The sequence below is a fragment of the Methanoculleus sp. UBA291 genome (genome assembly GCF_002499755.1).
GTDB classification, from domain to species: domain Archaea; phylum Halobacteriota; class Methanomicrobia; order Methanomicrobiales; family Methanoculleaceae; genus Methanoculleus; species Methanoculleus palmolei.
This window is the reverse complement of record NZ_DANC01000061.1, coordinates 27,898-49,621: the sequence shown is the minus strand read 5'-3', so window position 1 is coordinate 49,621 and position 21,724 is coordinate 27,898. Positions and strand designations below refer to the sequence as shown.

At 63.1% G+C, this 21,724-nt stretch carries 17 protein-coding genes, 1 tRNA gene and 1 pseudogene; 11 read left to right on the top strand and 8 right to left on the bottom strand.

Features of this window, described 5'->3' with window-relative positions; all coding sequences use genetic code 11:
* The 7 genes and pseudogenes from BP737_RS14570 to glgP form a co-directional block, all read left to right on the top strand.
* A pseudogene (locus BP737_RS14570) lies at window positions 1-485 on the top strand (ABC transporter permease); the annotation flags it as partial.
* Window positions 486-714: 229 nt separating this feature from the next.
* The gene (locus BP737_RS14565; RefSeq protein ID WP_292404944.1) at window positions 715-2,160 is read left to right on the top strand and encodes an alpha-amylase; all 1,446 of its coding nucleotides are present in this window, start codon (window positions 715-717) and stop codon (window positions 2,158-2,160) included.
* A complete protein-coding gene (locus tag BP737_RS14560; RefSeq protein WP_292404942.1) occupies window positions 2,142-3,302 on the top strand; it encodes a glycosyltransferase family 4 protein in 1,161 nt (386 codons plus the stop codon). Before BP737_RS14565 ends, BP737_RS14560 begins: the two co-directional genes overlap by 19 nt.
* A gap of 5 nt (window positions 3,303-3,307) precedes the next feature.
* Complete coding sequence (gene glgB, locus BP737_RS14555; protein ID WP_292404940.1) at window positions 3,308-5,227, top strand: 1,4-alpha-glucan branching protein GlgB; 1,920 nt, start codon at window positions 3,308-3,310, stop codon at window positions 5,225-5,227.
* Between the two features lie 2 nt (window positions 5,228-5,229).
* Entirely contained in the window at window positions 5,230-7,593 is a 2,364-nt protein-coding gene (locus BP737_RS14550) for a DUF3536 domain-containing protein (RefSeq protein ID WP_292404946.1), read from the top strand.
* Window positions 7,594-7,606: 13 nt separating this feature from the next.
* Window positions 7,607-9,106, top strand: coding sequence for a 4-alpha-glucanotransferase (gene malQ / locus BP737_RS14545; protein ID WP_292404937.1), 1,500 nt, complete (start codon window positions 7,607-7,609; stop codon window positions 9,104-9,106).
* Between the two features lie 147 nt (window positions 9,107-9,253).
* The gene (glgP, locus tag BP737_RS14540) at window positions 9,254-11,491 is read left to right on the top strand and encodes an alpha-glucan family phosphorylase (protein ID WP_342686311.1); all 2,238 of its coding nucleotides are present in this window, start codon (window positions 9,254-9,256) and stop codon (window positions 11,489-11,491) included.
* Window positions 11,492-11,503: 12 nt separating this feature from the next.
* Here glgP and BP737_RS14535 read toward each other — a convergent pair whose 3' ends face one another.
* From BP737_RS14535 to eif1A, 4 genes are all read right to left on the bottom strand, one after another.
* Complete coding sequence (locus tag BP737_RS14535; RefSeq protein ID WP_342686310.1) at window positions 11,504-11,851, bottom strand: hypothetical protein; 348 nt, start codon at window positions 11,849-11,851, stop codon at window positions 11,504-11,506.
* 243 nt (window positions 11,852-12,094) lie between these two features.
* Window positions 12,095-12,856, bottom strand: a complete 762-nt coding sequence (locus tag BP737_RS14530) for a roadblock/LC7 domain-containing protein (protein ID WP_292405489.1) — start codon at window positions 12,854-12,856, stop codon at window positions 12,095-12,097.
* Between the two features lie 67 nt (window positions 12,857-12,923).
* Window positions 12,924-13,352 carry a HAMP domain-containing protein gene (locus tag BP737_RS14525; protein ID WP_292405486.1) on the bottom strand — a complete coding sequence of 143 codons (429 nt, stop codon included), beginning with the start codon at window positions 13,350-13,352 and terminating at the stop codon, window positions 12,924-12,926.
* Window positions 13,353-13,841: 489 nt separating this feature from the next.
* Window positions 13,842-14,228 (bottom strand): translation initiation factor eIF-1A, encoded by a 387-nt coding sequence (gene eif1A / locus BP737_RS14520; RefSeq protein ID WP_292405483.1) that lies wholly within the window; start codon window positions 14,226-14,228, stop codon window positions 13,842-13,844.
* Window positions 14,229-14,445: 217 nt separating this feature from the next.
* Here eif1A and BP737_RS14515 point away from each other — a divergent pair, with 217 nt between their 5' ends.
* Together BP737_RS14515 and BP737_RS14510 are read left to right on the top strand one after the other, a co-directional pair.
* Window positions 14,446-14,706, top strand: coding sequence for an RNA recognition motif domain-containing protein (locus BP737_RS14515; RefSeq protein WP_292405480.1), 261 nt, complete (start codon window positions 14,446-14,448; stop codon window positions 14,704-14,706).
* Window positions 14,707-15,166: 460 nt separating this feature from the next.
* Window positions 15,167-15,421, top strand: a complete 255-nt coding sequence (locus BP737_RS14510; RefSeq protein WP_292405477.1) for a DUF2795 domain-containing protein — start codon at window positions 15,167-15,169, stop codon at window positions 15,419-15,421.
* Window positions 15,422-15,489: 68 nt separating this feature from the next.
* On the opposite strand, the gene BP737_RS14505 is transcribed toward BP737_RS14510, so the two are convergent.
* Both BP737_RS14505 and BP737_RS14500 read right to left on the bottom strand, forming a co-directional pair.
* Window positions 15,490-15,574, bottom strand: a tRNA-Leu gene (locus BP737_RS14505).
* An 88-nt stretch (window positions 15,575-15,662) separates the two neighbouring features.
* Complete coding sequence (locus BP737_RS14500) at window positions 15,663-17,366, bottom strand: AMP-binding protein (protein WP_292405474.1); 1,704 nt, start codon at window positions 17,364-17,366, stop codon at window positions 15,663-15,665.
* Between the two features lie 127 nt (window positions 17,367-17,493).
* Between BP737_RS14500 and BP737_RS14495 the strand changes: the two genes are divergently transcribed.
* Together BP737_RS14495 and BP737_RS14490 are read left to right on the top strand one after the other, a co-directional pair.
* Entirely contained in the window at window positions 17,494-18,048 is a 555-nt protein-coding gene (locus tag BP737_RS14495; RefSeq protein WP_292405472.1) for a TATA-box-binding protein, read from the top strand.
* A 74-nt stretch (window positions 18,049-18,122) separates the two neighbouring features.
* Complete coding sequence (locus tag BP737_RS14490; RefSeq protein WP_292405469.1) at window positions 18,123-18,263, top strand: hypothetical protein; 141 nt, start codon at window positions 18,123-18,125, stop codon at window positions 18,261-18,263.
* 25 nt (window positions 18,264-18,288) lie between these two features.
* On the opposite strand, the gene BP737_RS14485 is transcribed toward BP737_RS14490, so the two are convergent.
* Both BP737_RS14485 and BP737_RS14480 read right to left on the bottom strand, forming a co-directional pair.
* Window positions 18,289-21,018 (bottom strand): DEAD/DEAH box helicase, encoded by a 2,730-nt coding sequence (locus BP737_RS14485; protein WP_292405466.1) that lies wholly within the window; start codon window positions 21,016-21,018, stop codon window positions 18,289-18,291.
* Window positions 20,966-21,718 carry a metallophosphoesterase gene (locus tag BP737_RS14480; RefSeq protein WP_292405463.1) on the bottom strand — a complete coding sequence of 251 codons (753 nt, stop codon included), beginning with the start codon at window positions 21,716-21,718 and terminating at the stop codon, window positions 20,966-20,968. Before BP737_RS14480 ends, BP737_RS14485 begins: the two co-directional genes overlap by 53 nt.
* Between the last annotated feature and the right edge of the window lie 6 nt (window positions 21,719-21,724).

Genomic DNA, 21,724 nt, shown 5'->3' with positions numbered 1-21,724 from the left:
TCGTCTCCTCGCTCCTCCCCGTCTTCGGGACGATTGCCGCAGACACCCTCGCAGGCGACCCCCCCGAGCCGCCGGAGATGGGCCCGATGCCGACGCCGCGAGGAGAGGTTGTACGGGCCTCGAGCGGCGGCGGTTACTTTGTCAGCAGCTCCTCGCAGAGTGTGGTATACGGCGGAACCGACGACCCGGCGTGGAGAGATTACGAAGAGGCGAGAAAGGCCTACACCGAGAAACGGCGGTTCATCAACGACGTCTCCAACATCCTCTCGCCGCAGACGAACTACTACCGGGTCGCGATGGCGGTGACGAACCCCCGGCTCGCCACGATGATGTATACGGTCTACGGTCCGGAGATGCAGGAGACGCCCGGCGGGCTTGCCGACGCCCTCGGTCAGGTCTGGATGAACATTGCCGCGCTCATCGTCTTCCCGTCGGTCTTCTTCGCCGCGACCTACGTAAAGTTCATGAGGATGGATATCAGGTGACCGTGAGACGGGTACATGCCTCCTCAGGACCAATCGTCCGCACGGCAGATCCGTCAAGCGCTCATGCAGGCGCGTCTCCTTCCGTCCGGCGGCATCCCGGGGTCATTGCGATCCTCCCCGGGAGCAATAACCGTCGGGCAATCAGGATACGGGGCCCGACAAAAGACCGGAGGTCGGGAAGTCTACCGCATCGACGACATTTATATACGCAAACCGCCATTTACCACTGATGACAGGCGAGGGCTCAAATCCACCGAAGGTATGCCTGGGATTCGATGTTCATTACCCCTGCTATCTCAATCCCGGGTTCCAGCCAGACATGGTAACGGGAAAGAGAAACGCAAACGAGAGTTATTTTAACCCGAACGCCAAAAAAGACCTCGGGCGAGTCATCGATCGCTGCTTTCGGCCGACGACCGAACTCCTCCTCGATCTTCTTGACAACGGGTTTACGTGCTCCTTCAGCATCTCCGGAACGGTGGTGGAACGCCTGGAAGCGTGGTACCCGGAGATGCTCGAACTCCTCTCCCGGGCGGCGACTCACCGGAACGCCGAACTCCTCGCCCAGACCTACTACCACAGCGTCGCCGGACAGTTTACCGACATCACTGAGTTCACCGACGAAGTCCTCATGCACCGGGCCCTGATGAAGGAGCACTTCGCCGTCGTGCCGACCACGTTCGCGCATACCGACTACCCCATCGCCCCCGCCACCGCAGAGGCGCTTATCGGGGCCGGAATTCAGGCGGCCATCATCGAGGGGAGCGAAGAACACGTTCCGGAGAAGGACCCGAATTATCCCTATACCTACCGGGGCCTCCCGGTCCTCGTCACCAACTGCGACCTCTCCGACGACATCGCCGTCCGGTTCTCCTGGCGGGAGTGGGACAAATGGCCGCTCATGGCCGACCGATATGCCGGGTGGCTCTCCGTATCCCCCGGCGACTGCATCACGCTCTTCCTCGACTACCGCACCTTCGGGGACTTCATCGGCCCCGAGACGGGCATCTTCGAGTTCCTGCGGGCGCTCCCGGCCGCTCTCGCAGAAAAAGGGATCGAGACCGTCCGCACGCGAGAGGCCGCCCGGCTTCCGCCGCACGGAACGATCGGCGAGACGACAGGCCCGCAGAGCCGGCAGCGAACCATCCTGCAGCAGTCCGCCCTCGAAGCGCTCGAAGAGGCCGGAGGCCTGGTCGCCGACCCGGCAGTCTGGCGGTGCCTCCTCGATACCGAGCACACCCGCCGGATGGCCATGCGCTCGCTCTCGTGCGGAAAGCCGCTCCACGCCGTCAGCCACCAGGCGACCTACGATTACTTCGCCTCGTTCATGCGGGTCCTCTCACACGCAGAGGAGCGATCTGCAGCAAACGCCCCATCTCCCAGGTCCGCTCTCACGCTCCGGTGCGTCCCTCCCGACAAAGCGTTCAACTTCTCGTCATGCGACAGACCGGCCGGCTACGCCGCCCACAGCCTCCAGGAGTTCGCCCATATGCTCGAATTTGTTCCGGACGACGTCATCCGCTACCACGTCGAGCGAAACGACTTCTACCGGTGGATCGACCAGGTCATCGGCGATAAAAGACTGGCGAAGACGATCCGGGGCGTCTCCGACCGCACCAGACTCCATTCAACGATTCAGAAGAGGATCACCCAATTATGGAAACGTTTAAGTTAGCATTCTTCTGCTGGGAGTCGCTTCACTCCACGTTCAAGGTGGGCGGCCTTGCACCGGCAGCGACCCACCTCGCCGAGCACCTCGCCCAAAAGGGGCACGAAGTCCACTTCTTCACGCGGGGAGAGAACGGCGATGCAGTGATCGAGGGCGTCCACTACCACTACTGCCTGCCGTTCGGCGACAACATCGTCGAGTACTGCCGGACCATGAGCAACATGCTCGTGGACGCCTTCCGCGCCTGCGACACCCCCCCGTTCGACATTCTCCACTTCCACGACTGGCACCTCGTCGAGGCGATGCACCTCCTCCGCGACCGAAACACCGTCCTCTCCTACCACTCCACCGAATACGGGAGGCACGGGGGAAACTTCGGCGGCTGGTGGGAGTTCCAGGAGATTTCGGGTAAAGAGTGGTACGGGGGCTACATCGCAAAGGCGGTCACGACCGTCTCGAATTCGACGAAGACCGAGGTGATGTGGCTCTACAACGTCCCGGGGTGGAAGGTCACCGTCATCCCGAACGGCATCGATCCCTCCGCCTACCGTATCCCGGTCGACCCGGGTGAGGTGAAGAAGCACTACGGCATCCATCCTCTGGCACCCGTCGTCCTCTTCGTCGGGCGCCTCACCTACCAGAAGGGGCCCGACCTCCTGATGCAGGCTATCCCCCAGATCCTCGCCAAGCGCTGGGACGTGCAGTTCCTCTTTGCCGGTAACGGAGATATGCGCGGGTACCTGGAGAGCACGGCGCACGGTCTTCCCGTGCAGTTCCTCGGCTACGTCTCCGACGCGGAGCACATCCGGCTCCTGAACGCCTGCGACCTCGTCGTCATACCGAGCAGGAACGAGCCGTTCGGGCTTGTCCTCACGGAGGCGTGGAGCGCGGAGCGCTGCGTCGTCGCGACCGACGTCGGGGGGCTCTCCGAGAACATCGATAACTACAAGAACGGCATCAAGGTCCCCGTCCGACCGGACTCTATCGCCTGGGGAGTCTCCCACCTCATCGACGACCCGGCCTACATGCAGAGGCTCGGAAAGGCCGGGCATAGAAAGGTGATGGAGAAGTTCCGGTGGGATGCCGTCACGGAGAGGATGCTTGAAGTCTATGGACGGGTTCTCTCCGGCAATCCCGGGGGAGGCTGAGGCCCGTGCAGGAGATCACGAAGACCGGGAGCCTCATCACCGACTACGACGTCTACCTCTTTCGGCAGGGGACCCACTCCCGCCTCTATGACAGGCTGGGGTCGCACCCGGTCGTCGCCGGAGACGCGCAGGGGACGTTCTTTGCGGTCTGGGCGCCGAATGCCGCGGAAGTCTCGGTCATCGGGGACTTCAACGGCTGGAAAGCGGGCCGCGACCCGCTCTGCGCGCGGAGCGACAACTCCGGCATCTGGGAAGGGTTCATCCCGGATATCGGCCACGGGGCGCTCTACAAGTATCACATCCTAAGCAGGTACGGCGGCTACCGTGTGGAGAAGGGCGACCCGTTTGCGTACTTCTGGGAGGTCCCGCCGAAGACCGCGTCCATCGTCTGGGACCTCGCGTATACCTGGCGGGACCGGGCGTGGCTACGTTGCCGGGAGAGGAACAATTCCATAGATGCCCCGATATCCGTCTACGAGGTGCACCCCGGTTCGTGGCGGAAGGTGCCGGAGGAGAAGAACCGGTCCCTGAGTTACCGGGAACTGGCGGCCGAACTCGCCGACTACGTGCTCGATGCCGGGTTTACCCACGTCGAGTTCCTCCCCGTCATGGAGCACCCGCTCTACGCCTCCTGGGGCTACCAGACGCTCGGCTACTTCGCGCCCACCAGCCGGTACGGCACCCCGGAGGACTTCATGCACCTCGTCGACACGCTCCACCAGCGCGGGATCGGGGTATTCCTCGACTGGGTGCCGTCCCACTTCCCCGCCGACGGCTACGGGCTCTCCTACTTCGACGGCACCTACCTCTACGAGCACGCCCTCCCCCGACAGCGCTGCCACCCGGAGTGGAAGAGTTACCTCTTCAACCTCGGAAGAAACGAGGTCCGGTCGTTCCTTACGAGCAGCGCCGTCTTCTGGCTCGAACGCTACCATGCGGACGGGCTCCGGGTGGATGCGGTCTCCTCGATGCTCTACCTCGACTATGCACGGAGCGCCGGGGAGTGGACGCCGAACGTCTACGGCGGGCGGGAGAACCTCGAGGCTATCGGGTTCCTCCGGAAAGTGAACGACACGGTCCACGCAAACTTCCCGGACGCGCTCGTCATCGCCGAGGAGGCGACCTCCTGGCCGGGGGTGACCGCACCGACCGCGACCGGGGGGCTCGGGTTCGACCTGAAGTGGAACATGGGCTGGATGCACGATACCCTGGACTACTTCGCTCTCGACCCGGTCTTCCGGAAGTACCGGCCCGACCTCCTCACGTTCAGCATATGGTACGCGTTTTCCGAGCGCTATATCCTCCCCCTCTCGCACGACGAGGTCGTCCACGAGAAGAGTTCGCTCGTGGGGAAGATGCCCGGCGACGAGTGGCGGAAACGGGCGAACCTCCGCCTCCTCTACGGGTATATGTTCACGCACCCCGGAAAGAAACTCCTCTTCATGGGCGGAGAGTTCGGGCAGTGGTCGGAGTGGAGCCACGATGCCGGGCTTGCGTGGGACCTCCTGCAGTATCCTCCCCACCGGGGGACCCTCCAGTGGGTCGCCGACCTGAACCGCCTCTATCGGCGGGAACCCGCCCTCCACGAACGGGACGCCGATCCGGGCGGGTTCGAGTGGGTCGACTTCTCGGACGTGGAGAAGAGCGTCGTCAGTTACCTCCGGCGGGGGTTATCGGCCGACGCCGTCGTCCTCGTCGTCTGCAACTGCACCCCGGTGCCGCGTTACGGCTACCGGGTCGGCGTCCCGTTCGGCGGGTTCTGGGAGGAGGTGCTCAACAGCGACGCGGTCGAGTACGGCGGAAGCGGCGTCGGCAACCTCGGAGGGGTGGAGGCGGAGCAGGTCCCGGCGCACGGCCGGCCGTGGTCCCTCCCGCTCACCCTGCCCCCGCTCGCCGCGGTCGTCTTCGCTCCCGAGGGGGCGTGACGATGGACCGCGCCGTCTGCATCCACGGGCACTTCTACCAGCCTTCACGGGAGAACCCCTGGCTCGGGGACGTCGAGGTCCAGCGCTCCGCCGCCCCGTACCACGACTGGAACGAACGGGTGACCGCGGAGTGCTACGGGCCGAACACCGCCGCACGTATCCTTGATGCCGACGGCAGGATCGCACAGGTCGCGAACACCTACGAAAGGATCAGCTTCACGGCCGCACCCACGCTTCTTGCCTGGCTTGAAACGCACCGCCCGGTGGTCTACGGTGCGATCGTCGAGGCCGACCGGGCGAGCAGAGAGCACTACGCCGGGCACGGGTCCGCGATAGCCGCCTGCTACAACCACATCATCATGCCGCTTGCGACCCGGCGGGACAAAAGGGCTCAGGTCGTCTGGGGAGTCCGCGATTTCGAAGCCCGATTCGGCCGGAAGCCCGAGGGGATGTGGCTCCCGGAGACGGCGGTCGATCTCGAGTCCCTGGACCTGATGGCGGAAGCGGGAGTCCGGTTCACGGTCCTCGCCGCCCACCAGGCGGAGAGGGTCCGCCCGGTCGGGGCGGAGGCCTGGACGGACGTCTCCGGCTGCCGGGTCGATACAACCATGCCCTACCTCTGCCGCCTCCCCTCCGGGAGAAGCATCGCCGTCTTCTTCTACGACGGAGGAATAGCCCACGACGTCGCGTTCGGCGACCTGCTCTCCGACGGGCGGCGGTTTGCCGCCCGTCTGCTCGGCGCGTTCTCCCGGGAAAGAGACCGGCCGGAACTCGTGCATATCGCGACCGATGGGGAGACCTACGGCCATCACCGCACGTTCGGGGAGATGGCGCTCGCCTACTGCCTCAAAACCGTCGAGGCGCGTCGCGACGTCCGGCTCACGGTCTACGGAGAGTACCTCGCCGCCCACCCGCCGACGCATGAGGTCGTCGTCCGCGAGATGACGTCGTGGAGCTGCATCCACGGCGTCGAACGCTGGCAACGAGGGTGCGGGTGCAACAGCGGGGCGCACCCCGGATGGTCGCAGGAATGGCGCGGATCGCTCCGGGAGGCGGTCGTCATGGTCCGGGACGCCGTCGCTCCCCGGGTCGATGAGGCGCTCGCGGCCCTCGTCCGCGACCCCGAGAAGGCCCGGGACGACGCCGTCGCCCTCGTCATCGCCCGGTGGTCCGACGAGGCCGTGGCCGCGTTCTTCTCGCGCCACGCCCTCCGCGACCTCTCCTCCGGCGAGCGCCGCCGGGTACTCATGCTCCTTGAGATTGAGCGGCAGGCGATGCTGATGCAGACGAGTTGCGGCTGGTTCTTCGACGACATCGCGGAGCCGGGGAGCGTCCAGGTGATGCGGCACGCGAAGCGGGCGATGGACCTTGCCCGACAGGCTCTCGGGCTCGACCTTGAGGCGGCGTTCGTCGCTCTCCTCCGCCGGACCCGGACGAACGACCCGGACTACGCGACCGGTGCTGCGGTCTACGAGGCCCTGGTCCGGCCGGCGGCGCAGGACCTGCTCCGGATCGGGGCGGGGGCCGCTCTCTATGAGACCTTCGGCCTCGACTCCCCCGCGGCCGGGATGTATGCCTGCGAGGGAGACTGGCGTTACCGGTCGGACGCCGGAGGCCGGCGCCGCATCCTCGGGACCGTCCGGGTGCGGTCGCGTGCGACGGGCGAAGAGACGCTCCTCGACGCGGCCGCGTTCTTTGCCGGGATCGACCGGGTCGCTTTCGGCGTGCGCGAGCCCGGCGGCGACGAAGGGCTCCGGAAGACGTGGGAGGAGACAGCGGGACCCGACCCGCCCGGCGCCGTAGCCGGAGGTTTCGCCCGTGCCTACACCGCGTCCGACCTCTCCGACGAGGAACTGTGGACGATTGCAGGGAGGATTGCCCCCGGGATCGGGTCGGCCGTCTGCACGGTCTACCGCGATGCCGGGGCGCTGCTCTCGGTGCTTGCGGACCTCGGGCTCCCCGCACCGGGAGCCGCCGCCCATCTTCTGGCGCACGCCGGCGCCGCGCGGCTGCTCGCGATCTTCGACCGCGGGTGTCCCGACCCGGACCGATTTGCGGCGCTCGCGGGGGAGGTGAGGTCCTGCGACCTTGCGCCCTACCGTGCGGACCTCGGGGCGGCGGCGAGCAGGCGGATCACCCTCGCCGCCCGGAAAGCGGCGGCCCGGCCGGACGATCCGGACCCGCTCGAAGAGATCGTCCGCATCACCGGGTGCGCGAAGATGGTCGGGCTGGCGCTCACCCTATGGGAGAGTCAGAACCTCATCATCGGGATGCGTCGGCGCTACGCGGAGAGGAGACAGGACGACGGGAGATGGGCGGAGGCGTTCAGGAGGGCGGCGGCATGCCTCAACGTGAGGGTGACGTGAGGAGGCGCGGGACATGAACCGGCGGAGCAGCGGGGTTCTCCTCCACATCACGTCCCTGCCGTCGGCCTACGGCATCGGCGACCTCGGACCCGCGGCGCACCGGTTCGTGGACCTCCTCGCCGGTGCCGGACAGCGCTACTGGCAGATCCTTCCCCTCAACCCGACATCTCCGGCGTTCGCCAACTCGCCCTACCAGAGCCCCTCGGCGTTTGCCGGGAACGCCTGGCTCATCAGCCCCGAACAGATGGTCGCGGACGGTCTCCTCGCCCCGGAGGACATCGGGGACCCTCCTGTTTTTCCCGGGGACCGGGTGGATTACCCGGCGGTCATGGACTACAAGAACCGCCTCTTCGACCTGGCGTTTTCACGGTTCAAAGAACGCGGCGCGGATTTCCGCTACAAGGATTTCGCGGCCGAAAACGTCGCGTGGCTCAACGACTACGCGATCTTCGCCGCCCTCAAGGAGCAGTTCCCCGGGAAGACCTGGGGCGACTGGCCGGCCGGGGTCCGGGACCGCCGCGATGAGGCGCTCCGGAAGTACGGCACCGAACTCGCAGACCGGATACTCCGGGAGAAGTTCCTCCAGTACGTCTTCGAGCACCAGTGGAGGACGCTCAAGAACCACTGCCGCAAGCGCCACATCCAGATCATCGGGGACCTCCCGTTCTACCCGACCTACGACAGCGTCGACCTCTGGGCGAACCCGGGGCTCTTCAAACTCAACGAACAGAAGAAGCCGGCGGCTGTTGCAGGGGTCCCCCCGGACATCTTCAGCAAGACCGGGCAACTGTGGGGAAATCCGGTCTACAACTGGGATGCACACCGGGCGCAGGGGTTCGCGTGGTGGGAGAGCCGGGTCGACCGCACCCTCGTCCTCGTCGACCGGCTGCGCCTCGACCACTTCCGGGGCTTTCTGCAGTTCTGGGAGGTCCCGGCGGGCGATGCGACCGCGGAGAACGGGCGCTGGGTCGATGCATCCGGCCGGGACTTCTTCACCCTGCTGCACGCAAGCAGGCCGTGCCTTCCCATCATCGCCGAGGACCTCGGCCACATCACCGCCGACGTCCACGAGACGATGGCTCATTTCGGGTTCCCGGGGATGAAGGTCCTGATTTTCGGCTTCTCCGGCGGCGACGTCGCAAAGAACCCCCACGCGCCCCATAACATCACGGAGCACGCCGTCGCCTACACGGGGACGCACGACAACAACACGGTCCGGGGATGGTTCGAGCACGAGGTCGCCGGCGACCGGAAAGACGTCCTCTTCCGCTACATCGGGGGCCCGGTGAGTGCCGACCAGGTCCCCCGGATCTTCATACGCCTCGCGATGCTCTCCCCCGCCGATACCGTCATCATCCCGATGCAGGACATCCTCGGCCTCGGGGAGGAGGCGCGGATGAACCGACCGGGCACGACGGAGGGAAACTGGGAGTGGCGGCTCCGGCCGGAGCAGATGGGGGAGGAGGGTCTGCGGGAGTTTGCTGGAGTTACGGAGATCTACGGGAGAGGGTGAACCCCGGAAGCCCGCACCCAGAGGCTCCCGGGGCTCGGAGAAGCCGGATACTGCTCAATTTTTTCCATTCTCTCAGGCATTCACTAAAATCCGTAAACATAGAATAATAAATACAGACGGTAAATCCTTCAGAAGAAGGCAGAACGCATGGGAACTCCCGCACATGACCTCATTGATCGTATCCCGGAGAGGATCTCCGGGCTCGTCGACCTCGCATACAACCTCTGGTGGAGCTGGAACCCGGAGGCACGACTGCTCTTCAAGCAACTGAACCGGCAGGCATGGAGAGAGAGCGTCCACAACCCGGTTCGGATGCTCCGCGAGATACCGGTTGAGTTCCTGGACCAGGCGGCGGAGAACCCCGCCTATCTCCACCGCTACGAGATCATCATGCACCGGTTCAGGAGGTACATGAACGCCACCGGGACCTGGTTCGCCGAGAACTACCCCGGGAATCCCCCGTTGACAATCGCCTACTTCTCGGCGGAATACGGGCTCCATCACTCGCTCCCCTTCTATGCGGGCGGACTCGGGTTCCTCGCCGGCGACCACTTAAAAGAAGCAAGCGACCTCGGCCTCCCGATGGTTGCCGTCGGGTTCATGTACTCGCAGGGCTACCTCCACCAGCACATCACCCCGGATGGCTGGCAGGAAGGCATTACCGAGCCGGTCGACCGCGATGCGGCGCCCATCACCCGGGTTCTTGACCCGGCAGGAGGAGACCTGGTGATCCGGGTCCCGCGTATCGACCCGCCCATCTACACCGCCGTCTGGAAGGTCCAGGTCGGCAGGGTCCCGCTTTACCTCCTCGATACGGACATCCCCTGCAACGACCCCAAAAACAGGGGCATATCGTCCCGGCTCTACATGGGAGACCCGGAACAGCGCCTCCGGCAGGAGATCGTGCTCGGCATCGGCGGCTGGCAGATGCTCCATACGCTCGGTATCGATTATGCGGCGGTGCACTTAAACGAAGGTCATCCGGCGTTTGCACTGCTTGAACGGGTCCGGGAGCGGGTCGAACGGGGGACGGACTTCGAGGAGGCGCTCGCAGAGGTGCAGGCAACGTCCGTCTTCACCACGCACACGCCTGTCCCTGCGGGCCACGATGTCTTTCCCGTCGACCTCATCGACCGCTACTTCAAGACCTACTATCCGGCGCTCGGCATCGACCGGACGCGGTTCCTGCAGCTTGGCGTCCACCCGCAGAACCCCGGCGCCGGGTTCAACATGACCGCGTTCGCCCTGCGTATGTCGGCGCACCGCAACGGCGTCTCACGTGTGAACGGGGCCGTCACCCGGCGGATGTGGCATTGCCTGTGGCCCGGGACGCCGGAGGAGAAGGTGCCCATCGACTCCATCACGAACGGCGTCCATGTACCGACCTGGCTGAACCCCCGGATGAAGGAACTCTACGACCGGCATATCGGGCCGACCTCTCCCGACTGGCTCTCGGAGCACGACGACCCGGCGGTCTGGGAACTCGTCGAGGAGATCCCGGATGACGAACTCTGGCATCTTCACACCTGGCTGAAGGCGAAACTCTTCAACCGCATCCGGGAACAGGAGCGGGTCAAATGGACGACACATAACGGCGGAGCGTCGAATCCGGCGGCTGAAGGAGCGTTCCTCAACCCTTCCGTCCTGACGATCGGGTTTGCCCGGCGGTTCTCGACCTATAAACGGGCATACCTCATCTTCGAGGACCCGGAGCGGCTAATGGGCATCCTGAACAACCCCTGGCATCCCGTCCAGATCATCTTTGCCGGCAAGGCCCACCCGGCCGACACCGGGGGAAAACAGGTGCTCCAGCAGATCTACCGCTACGCACAGCAGCCGGAGTTCGGCGGAAGGATCGCCTTCGTCGAAGATTACGGCGAACAGATGGCGCAGTACCTGGTGCACGGCGTCGACGTCTGGCTAAACAACCCGTTGCCCCCGATGGAGGCGAGCGGGACGAGCGGTATGAAGGCGTCGCTTTCGGGGGTCCTGAACCTCTCCATCCTTGACGGCTGGTGGGCCGAGGGCTACAACGGCAGAAACGGCTGGGCGTTCGGAGACGAGACGACAGCCTGCGACGGGAGAGACCGCAGCGACGCCGCGGCGATCTACGACCTCCTCGAAAAGAAGGTCGTCCCGCTCTACTACAACCGTTCCATCGACGACGTCCCGCACGGCTGGGTAAAGATGATGAAAGAGTCGATCAAGAGCAACGGCCCCCGATTTTCATCCCGCCGGATGGTGAAGGAGTACGTCACCCGGTACTACCCGGCTCTCCTTGCGGGGGCCGGAGTGGAGTATGCCCGGGAACCGGCAACGATGAAACCCCGGGAACCGGCCGGGGGAACGCGGGTGCACGGGAAGGTCGAGGAAGGGAGCAACTGATCTCTCCCTCACCTAACGAAGCGTTGAGGGGTCCTGACCGGCCGAAGACCGGCTGCCTTTGCGGGCGATGCGTTGCCGGGTCTTCTCCGGTGCCGCCCGGAGTCCCCGCTCCTCATGCGGGGACCTTCCGCCTGCCCGGGCGACGCGCTGCCGGGTCTCAGCACTTGCAGCCTGAAGGCCCCGCTCCTCGTGCGGAGCCCTGCCACCGGCGCTCGCGACGCGACGACGGGTTTCGGGGGAAGCAGCCTGAAGCCCCCGTTTATCGTGCGGCGCGGTTCCACCGGTCTGTGCAACCCGTTTTCGGGTCGCTTCGTCTGCCGATGCGAGGCCTCGCCTCTCCTTTTTCTTCTCGCCGGTCATACGACCCATCCTCCGGTTATCCTTGCCCGCCCGGACGCTGTCACGCCCGGGCCCGCAATCCATAATATATTAATTATATAAATATTACCATTATAATGACTATTTCGTCTTCCCCGGTAGAGCCCCCTTGTTGTGAGAAGAGCAGGCCCGGGCTATCCGGAATGTATCAACGCCGACCGGAGACACGGAAAGCCGTGTATCAAACACCGGCAGGCGGAAGAGCGCTGGAGTATAGGGCCGTTTTCATCCGGAGGTGTGATCCGCCGCCCCGCTCTGCAGGTCCCGGATCATCCGCCGTACCTGGCCGAGGTGCACCGCAGGCGTAGTAAAGATGCAGAGGAAGTTGTCGTCGCAGGGGGTTATGATGACGTTTCCGTCGCGATAGAAGATTGTCATCTGCACAAGCGCTCCGCAAGCCGGTGCGGCCGATTGCAGGCGGATCGACCACCGGAGCAGGTCTTCGGCAAAAGCGACGGCAGACTCGGTGTCGATATCGCCGACCGATGCGATGCAGAGGCCGTCGGAGAAGCAGGCCGCTGCAGTCACCCCGGGATTCTGGAGCACCGCCTTGAGCCGCTCCGGTTCCTCTCCCGGAGATGCGCCCTGGGAACTCTCTTCCCTCCCCTCCACGGTCCCGGCCACAGGGCCGGGTTCGCCATCCTCAGGCCGATCGGCCGGGAGGGCGCGGCCGGGCTGCAGGTGGGCCTCTGCCCCGGCGGAGAGGGTGAGGGCCGTCTGCATATCTTCGGGCTCGTACTTCCAGAGACTGAAATCGAGGATAGCCTGGCTGCTGAAGAATTTCAATGCCGGCGACCCGCTCAGGGACTTAAACGGGTGGCTGAAGTACGCAGCAAGAGGTTCGCCATTCTGCACCAGCAGGAACCCCTCTCCGTCCTGCATTGTGATCCGTACCGCCCCGAAAAAGCGGGACGTGTGCGAGAAGATCCACTGGAGCGGTGCCTGCATCTCTCCGATGGCCTTTCCCCGGGGTAATTTGTCTATCATTCAAATTCCTGCCAGATCGTTGTTCGCGCGAAAAAAAAGGAGGAAGTTCCTGCCGGGAAACCTCTCCTTACTCGCCGTCGTCCTTCGCAAGGGTATCGAGGATCTTATAGGAGTTGATCAGGCGGTTGAACGCAACTGCCAGTTCGCCGATCTCGTCGTTGCTCGTTACGGTGATCTCGGCGTTTTCAAGGTTGCCCTGGCTTACACTGGTTGCAACCTTTGAGAGCTGTTCGATGGGAGCCGTGATGCTCCTGGCAAGATAGAAACTCCACATCAGGATAACAGCGAGCGTGAGGAGGGTCAGGACAATGATGCTGTTCTGCAGACCGAGCACGGCAATGAGACTCCCGGTATCGCCCGCCGAGACGATCCCGAGCAGAAGGACCGGAATGACCGCAATGGTGAGCATGCTCGCCATAAGTTTGTAGAATATCGGGATCTGAAGGGCGGGTCCATCCTGCCAGATCCCGGATCCCTGCGAGGAGGTTTCAGTCATGAGAGAGTATTGTCTAATAGTATTACATAAATATATCTGTTTTCAATGAACGATCTCCGGGAAAGATATTAAAATTTATAAGATATAAATCATTATAATCGATTTAAACCGATGCTACGAAAGTTAAAAATAATTCCTTCTGTGAAATATACTGATTCATCATGGCATGCAGTATATAACCATATCCTAACGAATATTTACTCATCCCCCGGTAAAGCACGAATATTCTTTACTCCCGGGAGCTGCCCGGACCGCGGCGAGTTCTTCCCGACCGCTGTATGAGCAGGCATCGTCCGGCGGCGGAGAGAGGCAAGCGAAGGGTGAATACAAGCCCCGGCCCGGGGCTGGAGGTCTCCTGGTCGGGAAGCAGAGCGCCATGGCGGCGGGGACCGGCCTTCGTATCCGGGACGCGAACTCCATTGCAGCGGGTCGTTACCCCGAAGTCCCGGGATTTTGCCCTGACCGAAACTACAGAAGCGCAAAGGTGTATTATTGGCTGAGGTAATTGTGCCTCTTGAGCCAGTCTACCTGAGGTCTGATGTAACGGTAGACGATATCGCACTTTTCATCCTGGAAACTCCAGGGAACGACAATCAAGAGATCGCCTTCGCGGATCCAGAGCCGCTTCTTGATCTTACCTTTGATCCGCCCGGTGCGCGTGACGCCGTCCTCACAGCGGACACGGATGTGGTTTGCCCCGAGCATCAGGTCGGCGCGGGCAAACAGTTCCCGATTTCGCTTCTTCGGTAACCGTACCCGTATGATCTCATCGCTTTCGTTATTTTGTGTTCCTCGTGTCTTTGTCAGTTCATCAACTCCAGGGGAGGCAGCAGTGCAACGACGGGCCTCGCACTTTTCCGCCAGGGGAGTGTACATCAATGATCCGGGTCATCATTAAGGTATCTATCCCGGGTCATTCCCGGCAAAAAGACCCGGGGCTGCCGGCTCCCCTTCCCCCTCACAGCGCTGGGATAGCGCACCTCAACCGCCGGGCGCTCGCCTGCATCGGGAGAGTGTCCCCGACCTGCTTCCCCAATGTCCCCTCCGAAGAGTAATTAAGGTTTGAACGTACATGGATAGAGAGGATCTTTGAATGGAAAGCAACAAGCTGTACGTCGGAAACCTCACCTACTCGGTAAATGCAGAGCAGTTGAAAGATCTGTTTAGCCAGTATGGGACGGTAAATGACGTCAGAGTCATTGAACGCAAAGGGTTCGGGTTTGTTGAGATGTCCAGCGCCGAAGAGGCCGAGGCAGCGAAAGAAGCCCTGAACAATACTGTATTTGAAGGCCGCACCTTAAAGATCGACGAAGCCCGGCCCCCGAGACCGAGAAGCGATTACAGCCGGTACTAAGGTCCTGGCCTGAAGAACAGTATTCCAAATACCCAATTTTTAGAGAATCGGGGTTCAAGAGAACCTCTTCTCTGATTGAGCGGTGCGTACGGCCCGGTTCCAGCGCCGCCGGAAACAGCGTCCTGCCGACTCCAGTCACATCTTCCGGACTTATTCGTGGGTGTAGAGAGAGCGCTGCACGGGTCCGGCCCCTGCCCCGCCCGGGTTCGGGCGGGGGATGAAGTGCCGGAGAGAGGGCTGGAACCCCCGGCTCCCAGTGTTCTCCGGCATCTCCGAATGCCCCGTTGGGTTGACGGTCGGCCTCTCTCTGCCGGCAACCACTCCCGGCTAAGACCAATCCCCCGCTAAATAGTCATTATTTCAGCGTAAAAACACAGCAACATTTTTATTCACCCAGGACTATGGGTCGGAGGTGTGTCCCGCCGTGCGGGACATGCAGGTTAGAAAGGTGGTGAGAAGCATGGCAGAAGAAAGACCTTCAGTGAGAGGCGGCGTGGCCTCCGCGGCACAGTCTGCCTCCGTCGAAGAACTGAGTGCATCCGCATTCCAGAAATATCTCGGGGGTATGGACTATCCTGCCGGGAAACAGGATCTGATCAGCCACGCACAGAAGAACAACGCGCCGGATGCGGTGATCCAGGTCCTCGAGATGTTCGGGGACAAGACCTTCCAGTCCGCAGCGGAAGTGAGCCAGGAATTCGGCCGGATCAAATAACCCTATCTCTTTTTTTCGACCGGCGAAGGTACACCCGGTCAATTCCGGAACCATTGCAAAAGGAGAGATGCGAGAGGCCGGATTCGAACCGGCGAACTCCTTCGAGATCAGGCCCTGAACCTGACGCCTTTGACCTGGCTTGGCAACTCTCGCACGGAATCTACGGCCGACCATCCCCGTCGGCCGGGTTCTGCGATTCTTAACGCCTAATACCGTAGTCTCTTCAACAAAATAAAGGTAATCACTCCCCATCCTCCCCGGAGGGGTGGGAGTTGTGGGAGTTATTGTCGGTAAACCGTTTCATCTCCCGCTCACGGAGTTCGTAGCGTTTGATCTTGCCGGAGATGGTCTTTGGAAGCGACTCCACGAACTCGACCGCGCGGGGGTACTTGTAAGGCGCCGTCACCCGCTTGACATAGTTCTGGATATCCTTGACGAGCGACTCCGAGGGCCGGTACCCGGGCTTCAACACAACGAACGCCTTGACGATAAGCCCCCGGATCACGTCGGGCGACCCGACGACCGCCGCCTCCTGGACGGCGGGATGCTCCATGAGCGCGTTCTCCACCTCGAACGGCCCGATCCGGTATCCGGAGGACTTGATCACGTCGTCGTCCCGCCCGATGAACCAGAAGTAGCCGTCTTCGTCCATCCGCGCCTTATCGCCGGTATAGTAAAACCCGCTCTGGAAGACTTTCCGGGTCTCCTCTTCGTTGTTTAAGTAGCCGCGGAAGAGCCCGACCGGCCGCGGATTCACCTTGATGGCGATGCGCCCCTCCTCCCCGACGCCGACCGGTTTTCCGCAGTCGTCGTGGAGTTCGATATGCCAGCCCGGCGACGGCCTCCCCATGGAGCCCGGTTTGCACTTCATGCCGGGGAACGTTCCGATGCAGAGCACCGTCTCGGTCTGGCCGTAGCCTTCGTAGATCGTCTTTCCGGTTCCTTCTTCCCATGCCCGGATCACCTCGGGGTTAAGGGCTTCGCCGGCGCTGCAGCAGTGGCGCAGGTCGGAGAGATCGAACGTGTCGAGGTCGGCCAAGATCAGCATCCGGTAGATGGTCGGGGGGCAGCAGAACGTCGTGATCCCGTATTTCTCCATCAGCGGCAGGATTTCGGTGGCATGGAACCTGCCCCGGATATCGTAGACAAAGATGCACGCGCCGACGATCCACTGGCCGAAGAGTTTCCCCCACGCGCTCTTCCCCCAGCCGGTATCGGAGATCGTCAGGTGAAGGTCGTTCGGGTGCAGGTCGTGCCACAGCCGCCCGGTGACGATGTGCCCGAGGGGGTAGGAGTTGTCGTGCAGCACCATCTTCGGCTCGCCGGTGGTCCCCGAGGTGAAGAAGATCAGCATCGGGTCCGTTGCTCTGGTCCGGTGCATGCCGGGGAGGTTCACCAGTTTGTGCGAGCAGGGTGCAGGGTAGTCGAGCTCGACGGGGTAACTGACCCATCCGTCCCGAACGCCGTCGATCATGAGCCGGACCGCGAGCGTGGGGCACTCTTCCCGGATCTCCTCGACCTTACCCGCATGTTCGGCCATGGTGATGATCATCTTGATATCGGCCGCCTGAATGCGGTACTGCAGGTCCTTTGGGGTCAGCATCGTCGTTGCGGGACAGTACACGGCGCCGAGTTTGATGAGGGCGATGACGAAGATCCACCACTCGGGTGTCCGGGGGAGCATCAACATGACCCGGTCGCCCTTCTTGATGCCGTATTTCAGGCAGATGTTGACCGCCTGATTTGAGAGGCGCATGAGGTCGAAGAAGGTGTACTTTTTCTCGTCTCCCTTCTGGTTCACCCAGATCATCGCCAGTTTGTTCCGATCCTTCTTTGCCCACGCGTCGATCACGTCGAAGCCGAAGTTATAGTATTCAGGGACGTCGATCTTGAAATTCGCGCAGAGGTCTTCGTAGGAGACCGGTTTTTGCTCATCTTCCGCCATAACGTGATCAATAAAAGATTGCGCGTTTATGGTTTAAAGTATTCACGAAGATAAAGGACGCTCAATCCAACGAATACCATAAAGATTACCCATTAGTATTATGGTTCAAAAAATGATACTCATATCGATGGATGAGAAGGGATACGAGTCACTGAAAATCGAGAACATCGTTGCCTCCGGAGGGGTTGCAGACTCGATCGACCTCGAAAACCTATCTGATAAAATAAAAAACTGTGAGTTGAATACGAAGAGGTTCCCCGGAGCGGTCTACCGCATCGAGAAGCCCAAGATGGCATCCCTGATATTCTCTTCAGGAAAGGTGGTGCTCACCGGCATCAGAAAGAAAGAGGATCTCCACGAAGGCCTCACGATCATCATGGACTCGCTCCGGCGTGCCGGTGTCGCGACCTTCCCCGAGCCGCAGGTCGCGATCACGAACATCGTCTGTTCGTACGACCTCGGCAAGTACATCAACCTGAACAAGGTCGTCATCACGCTCAACCTCGAGCACATCGAGTACGAGCCCGAACAGTTCCCGGGGCTTGTCTACCGGATCGAGGACCCGAAGATTGTCGCCCTTCTCTTCAGTTCCGGTAAGATCATCCTGACCGGGGGAAAGAACATCGAGGATATCAAGAGAGGCGTTGATTTCCTGGAGCAAAGGCTCGAAACGATTGTGTGAACCGGTTTTTTCCCATTACGTTCGTTCTGATGGGAAGGAGGCTTTTTGAGCCCCGGTCTCTCTTTCCGCCAAGATTGAAACTTACTAACTCCATCTTCCGGCACGGATTCCCGGTGGATATCGCCACGGTCCAGTGCATCGGGTTTGCCTTAGCCTACGGTTTAAACGCTGTCTTCCCCCGGAAAGGGGGCTCCCCGGGGCCGACGGGTGCGTGAAGGCGCACCTTGGATCTCATCCTTTTTACCAGAATCTATGCGTCTTGACGTAGTTCCGCTCGGCCTTGAGGACCTCCCGGTAGAAGGCATCCCCTTCGGTCAGGGTGGCGAGGATCCGGGATGCCGCCTCCGGCCCGACGCCCTTTGCGGCGAGGGCGGTCACCGCCTTCTTTCCGCTGGAGAGAACGATGTTTGCGTTCCGGAGAAACCGGACCTCGATCGCCCGTTCCTCCTCGGACTTGTTCTTCTTCTTCACCGCCGGGATGAGTTGTTCGTCCCAGGGTTTCAGCGCCGCGATGAGGCGGGCGTTGCAGAGCGGGCACTGCGGCCGGTCGGGGACCCGCTCCACGACGGTCCGGCTCTTCCACTTCCGGCAGTTCATGCAGAAGAGGACGACGTCCTCTTTCTCAAGGCGCCGCATGAGCGTCCCGATAACCGCCTGGTCGACCATCGGCGGCGGGATCATGTCCCGCGAGGAGGAGAGCCCTTCGCTCCCGAGCGGGCTCAACCGCCCGACGGTTATGGCAATCCGGCCGTCGCGGACCGCCGCAAGGATCTCCTGCGCCGCTTCCACATCCATTGAGTCGCTGAAGAGTTCCCGGTAGGCTTCGCCCGCGATGACGGTCTCGTCGAAGAGGTCGATGAGCCGGTGGATGCTGAACCGCTCGTAGTCGGCGTCCGCGTCGATGGCGCCGAACTTCTTTGCAACCTGGACGAGTTTCCACTTGAAAAGCGCCGTTCGTTTCAGGGCGAGTTTCAGGACCCCCGGGAGGTGGTCAGGTTCGAGCGCGGCAAGGGTCTCCTGCACCTCAAGCGCCCGGACGTTTGCGGGCAGGCGCAGGAGGAACCGGTAGGCGCCGACCTCGATCCCGACGGTCGTCCCGTAACGGGCCGACAGGAGGACCGAGAGCGCCCGGGCCAGCGCTTCGTTCGCCTTGTGCCCGCCGCAAACGTTGCAGACCACGCCGTCGTCGGCGTTTTCGAGGGTGACGAGACGGTCCGAGGGGACCGGATAGTTCCCTTCGTCCATCCGGGCGATGAACCCCTCCGCATACCGGATCACCGCCGGAATATCGGAATAACGGCCGAACGCCCGGGTCCTCCGGAGCGCCCCGACCTCCTGCGCGACGGCGAACGGCACCGGGATCTGCTCGCCCTCCCACGACGGGACCTCGCCCCGCGCCCGTGCGGCCGGCTCGACCGTGATCCTGCCGCCCTCGATCTCGAGCACCCGCCAGAGTTGACCCTTCGTGATGAAGACCGCCCCGGTATGCAGCCACCCGAGGACGAACGACTCGTCCAGGGTCCCGACCGTCCGGCGCGAGACGATATCGAAGATCTCCATCTTCCGCTCGTCGTTGATCATCGAGAGATTCTCGATGAGGTAACGCCGCGCCCGCCCCGTCCGGATAATCCGGGACCCGTCGAGCCGGATAAGGCGGTGCTCCGCCATCTGCTTGCAGACGGCGTCGAGGAGCGGCTGCGAGCCGGCAAAGACGTTCGACTGCTCGACCATCTCCCGGACGCGGGATACTTCGATCTCCCCGTACTCGACCGCCATCGCCGCCACCTGGTTTGCGAGCACGTCGGCGGCGCCGGCAGGGGGAACGATCCGCTCGCACTCGTTCGCCTTCGCCCGGCGTGCGATCACGAGCGACTCTAAGAGGTCGTCGAACCCCGTGGCGAGGACGGTGCCGTGCGAGACGGCATCGAGGCGGTGACCGGCCCGGCCGACCCGCTGCACCAGACGCGAGACCTGCCGGGGGGAGCCAAACTGGACGACGTGCTCGATATGCCCGATATCGATCCCGAGTTCCATCGACGACGTCGCGATGAGCGTCCCGACCTCGCCCTTCCGGAACCGCTCCTCGGCCTCAACCCTGACGTCACGCGAGAGCGAGCCGTGGTGGACCTCGACGTCCCCACGGGAGTAGAGTTCGTGCCCGAGAGCCTCGGCGGTCACCCGGGTGTTGACGAAGACGAGGGTGGAGCCGGGCAGATCAAGGCACTTCCCGACGGCCCGCGTCTGAGCGGCGAAGTCCTCCCCGGCAAACCGGACGTTGATATCGAGACTGCTTGCGACCGGCACTTCGACAAGCGAGAACGGCCGGGCCCCGCAGAGGAACCGGCCGATCTCGTCCGGGTTTCCGACGGTCGCCGAGAGGCCGATCCGCTGGAACTCCCCCGCGTAGGCGGCCAGACGCTCGAGCGCCACCGCGAGCTGGGCGCCCCGCTTGCTGTCGGCAAGCTCGTGGATCTCATCGACGACGACGTACCGGACGTTCTTCAGATGCTCCCGAAGGCGCCTGCCCATGAAGAGCGCCTGCAGGGACTCCGGGGTGGTGATAAGGAGGTCGGGCGGGGAGAGCGCCTGCTTCCGCCGCTCGTTCTGCGGCGTATCCCCGTGCCGGACGCCGACCGAGAGCCCGAGCTCCCGGCACCACCACACCATCCTCGAGAGGATATCCCGGTTTAAAGACCGGAGCGGGGTTACGTAGAGCGCCTTAAACCCCGCTCCGACGCTCTCAAGGAGCCGGTCGAAGACCGGGAGCATCGCACTCTCGGTCTTTCCCGTGCCGGTCGGCGCTACCAGGACCAGGTTTTCCCCCGCAAGAAGCCGCGGGATGGCCTGCTCCTGGGCCTCGGAGAGGCCGGCAAACCCGCGCTTCCGGACGACCTCCCGCACCCGCGGGTCGAGGAGGTCAGACGCCGCCTTCGGGGCAGAGCGTGGCCGGGGAGCCGACGTATGTGCCATCCGCTAAAAACACCTCCGCGTTCTTTTCGTCGATGCACCGGGAGAGCGGCCCGAGCCCGCTCGTCTTCAGCCGCCCGACGTCGATCCCGCCGGCGAACTCGTTGAAGGCCGGGACGAAGAGGAGACGGGTGCGGCCCCCGGGCGGCGTCTCCTCCTCACAGGAGCCGGTCGCTCCGGAGTAGAGGTAGGCCGGCCTGGCGCGTGCGGCGCAGCCGACGGCGTCCATGAGCGAGACGACCGGGTGGTGGTGGCCGAGGACGATGAGGTGGCCGGGGAGTTCGGGGGCCGGGCGGGTATGGCCGTGGAGGTAGCCAACACCGTCGATGAGCGCGCCTTCGGGAGGCAGGAGCTCTCCGGCGTCGAGGAACCGCCCGATACCTCCGTCGTGGTTCCCCGGGGCGACGGCAATCGGCACGCGTTCCCGGAACGCGGCAAGGACAGTGGGGAGTTCCCGGTACTCCTGCCTGCTCGTCACCGGGACGTTGTGCTTGACGTCCCCGAGGAGGAGGAGGAGGTCGGGCTTCGTCTCCTCAATACAGGCAACGACCCGGTCGACCCTTGAGGCGCTCCGGCTCGCGATGTGGACGCCGTGGCGTTCAAGGCCCGACTCGATGCCCATGTGCAGGTCGGCGACGACCAGCACGCGCCGGTCCTGCTCGACCAGGAGGGCCGGGCCGTTCTCGATAAAGTGCAGGTGCATATCGTG

What these genes read in the sequence shown, in the direction of transcription:
- BP737_RS14565 (WP_292404944.1), top strand. Translation starts at nt 715, where the DNA reads ATGACAGGCGAGGGCTCAAATCCACCGAAGGTATGCCTGGGATTCGAT.
- BP737_RS14560 (WP_292404942.1), top strand. Translation starts at nt 2,142, where the DNA reads ATGGAAACGTTTAAGTTAGCATTCTTCTGCTGGGAGTCGCTTCACTCC.
- BP737_RS14550 (WP_292404946.1), top strand. Translation starts at nt 5,230, where the DNA reads ATGGACCGCGCCGTCTGCATCCACGGGCACTTCTACCAGCCTTCACGG.
- malQ (WP_292404937.1), top strand. Translation starts at nt 7,607, where the DNA reads ATGAACCGGCGGAGCAGCGGGGTTCTCCTCCACATCACGTCCCTGCCG.
- glgP (WP_342686311.1), top strand. Translation starts at nt 9,254, where the DNA reads ATGGGAACTCCCGCACATGACCTCATTGATCGTATCCCGGAGAGGATC.
- BP737_RS14535 (WP_342686310.1), bottom strand. Translation starts at nt 11,851, where the DNA reads ATGACCGGCGAGAAGAAAAAGGAGAGGCGAGGCCTCGCATCGGCAGAC.
- BP737_RS14530 (WP_292405489.1), bottom strand. Translation starts at nt 12,856, where the DNA reads ATGATAGACAAATTACCCCGGGGAAAGGCCATCGGAGAGATGCAGGCA.
- BP737_RS14525 (WP_292405486.1), bottom strand. Translation starts at nt 13,352, where the DNA reads ATGACTGAAACCTCCTCGCAGGGATCCGGGATCTGGCAGGATGGACCC.
- eif1A (WP_292405483.1), bottom strand. Translation starts at nt 14,228, where the DNA reads ATGTACACTCCCCTGGCGGAAAAGTGCGAGGCCCGTCGTTGCACTGCT.
- BP737_RS14515 (WP_292405480.1), top strand. Translation starts at nt 14,446, where the DNA reads ATGGAAAGCAACAAGCTGTACGTCGGAAACCTCACCTACTCGGTAAAT.
- BP737_RS14510 (WP_292405477.1), top strand. Translation starts at nt 15,167, where the DNA reads ATGGCAGAAGAAAGACCTTCAGTGAGAGGCGGCGTGGCCTCCGCGGCA.
- BP737_RS14500 (WP_292405474.1), bottom strand. Translation starts at nt 17,366, where the DNA reads ATGGCGGAAGATGAGCAAAAACCGGTCTCCTACGAAGACCTCTGCGCG.
- BP737_RS14495 (WP_292405472.1), top strand. Translation starts at nt 17,494, where the DNA reads ATGGATGAGAAGGGATACGAGTCACTGAAAATCGAGAACATCGTTGCC.
- BP737_RS14485 (WP_292405466.1), bottom strand. Translation starts at nt 21,018, where the DNA reads ATGGCACATACGTCGGCTCCCCGGCCACGCTCTGCCCCGAAGGCGGCG.
- BP737_RS14480 (WP_292405463.1), bottom strand. Translation starts at nt 21,718, where the DNA reads ATGCACCTGCACTTTATCGAGAACGGCCCGGCCCTCCTGGTCGAGCAG.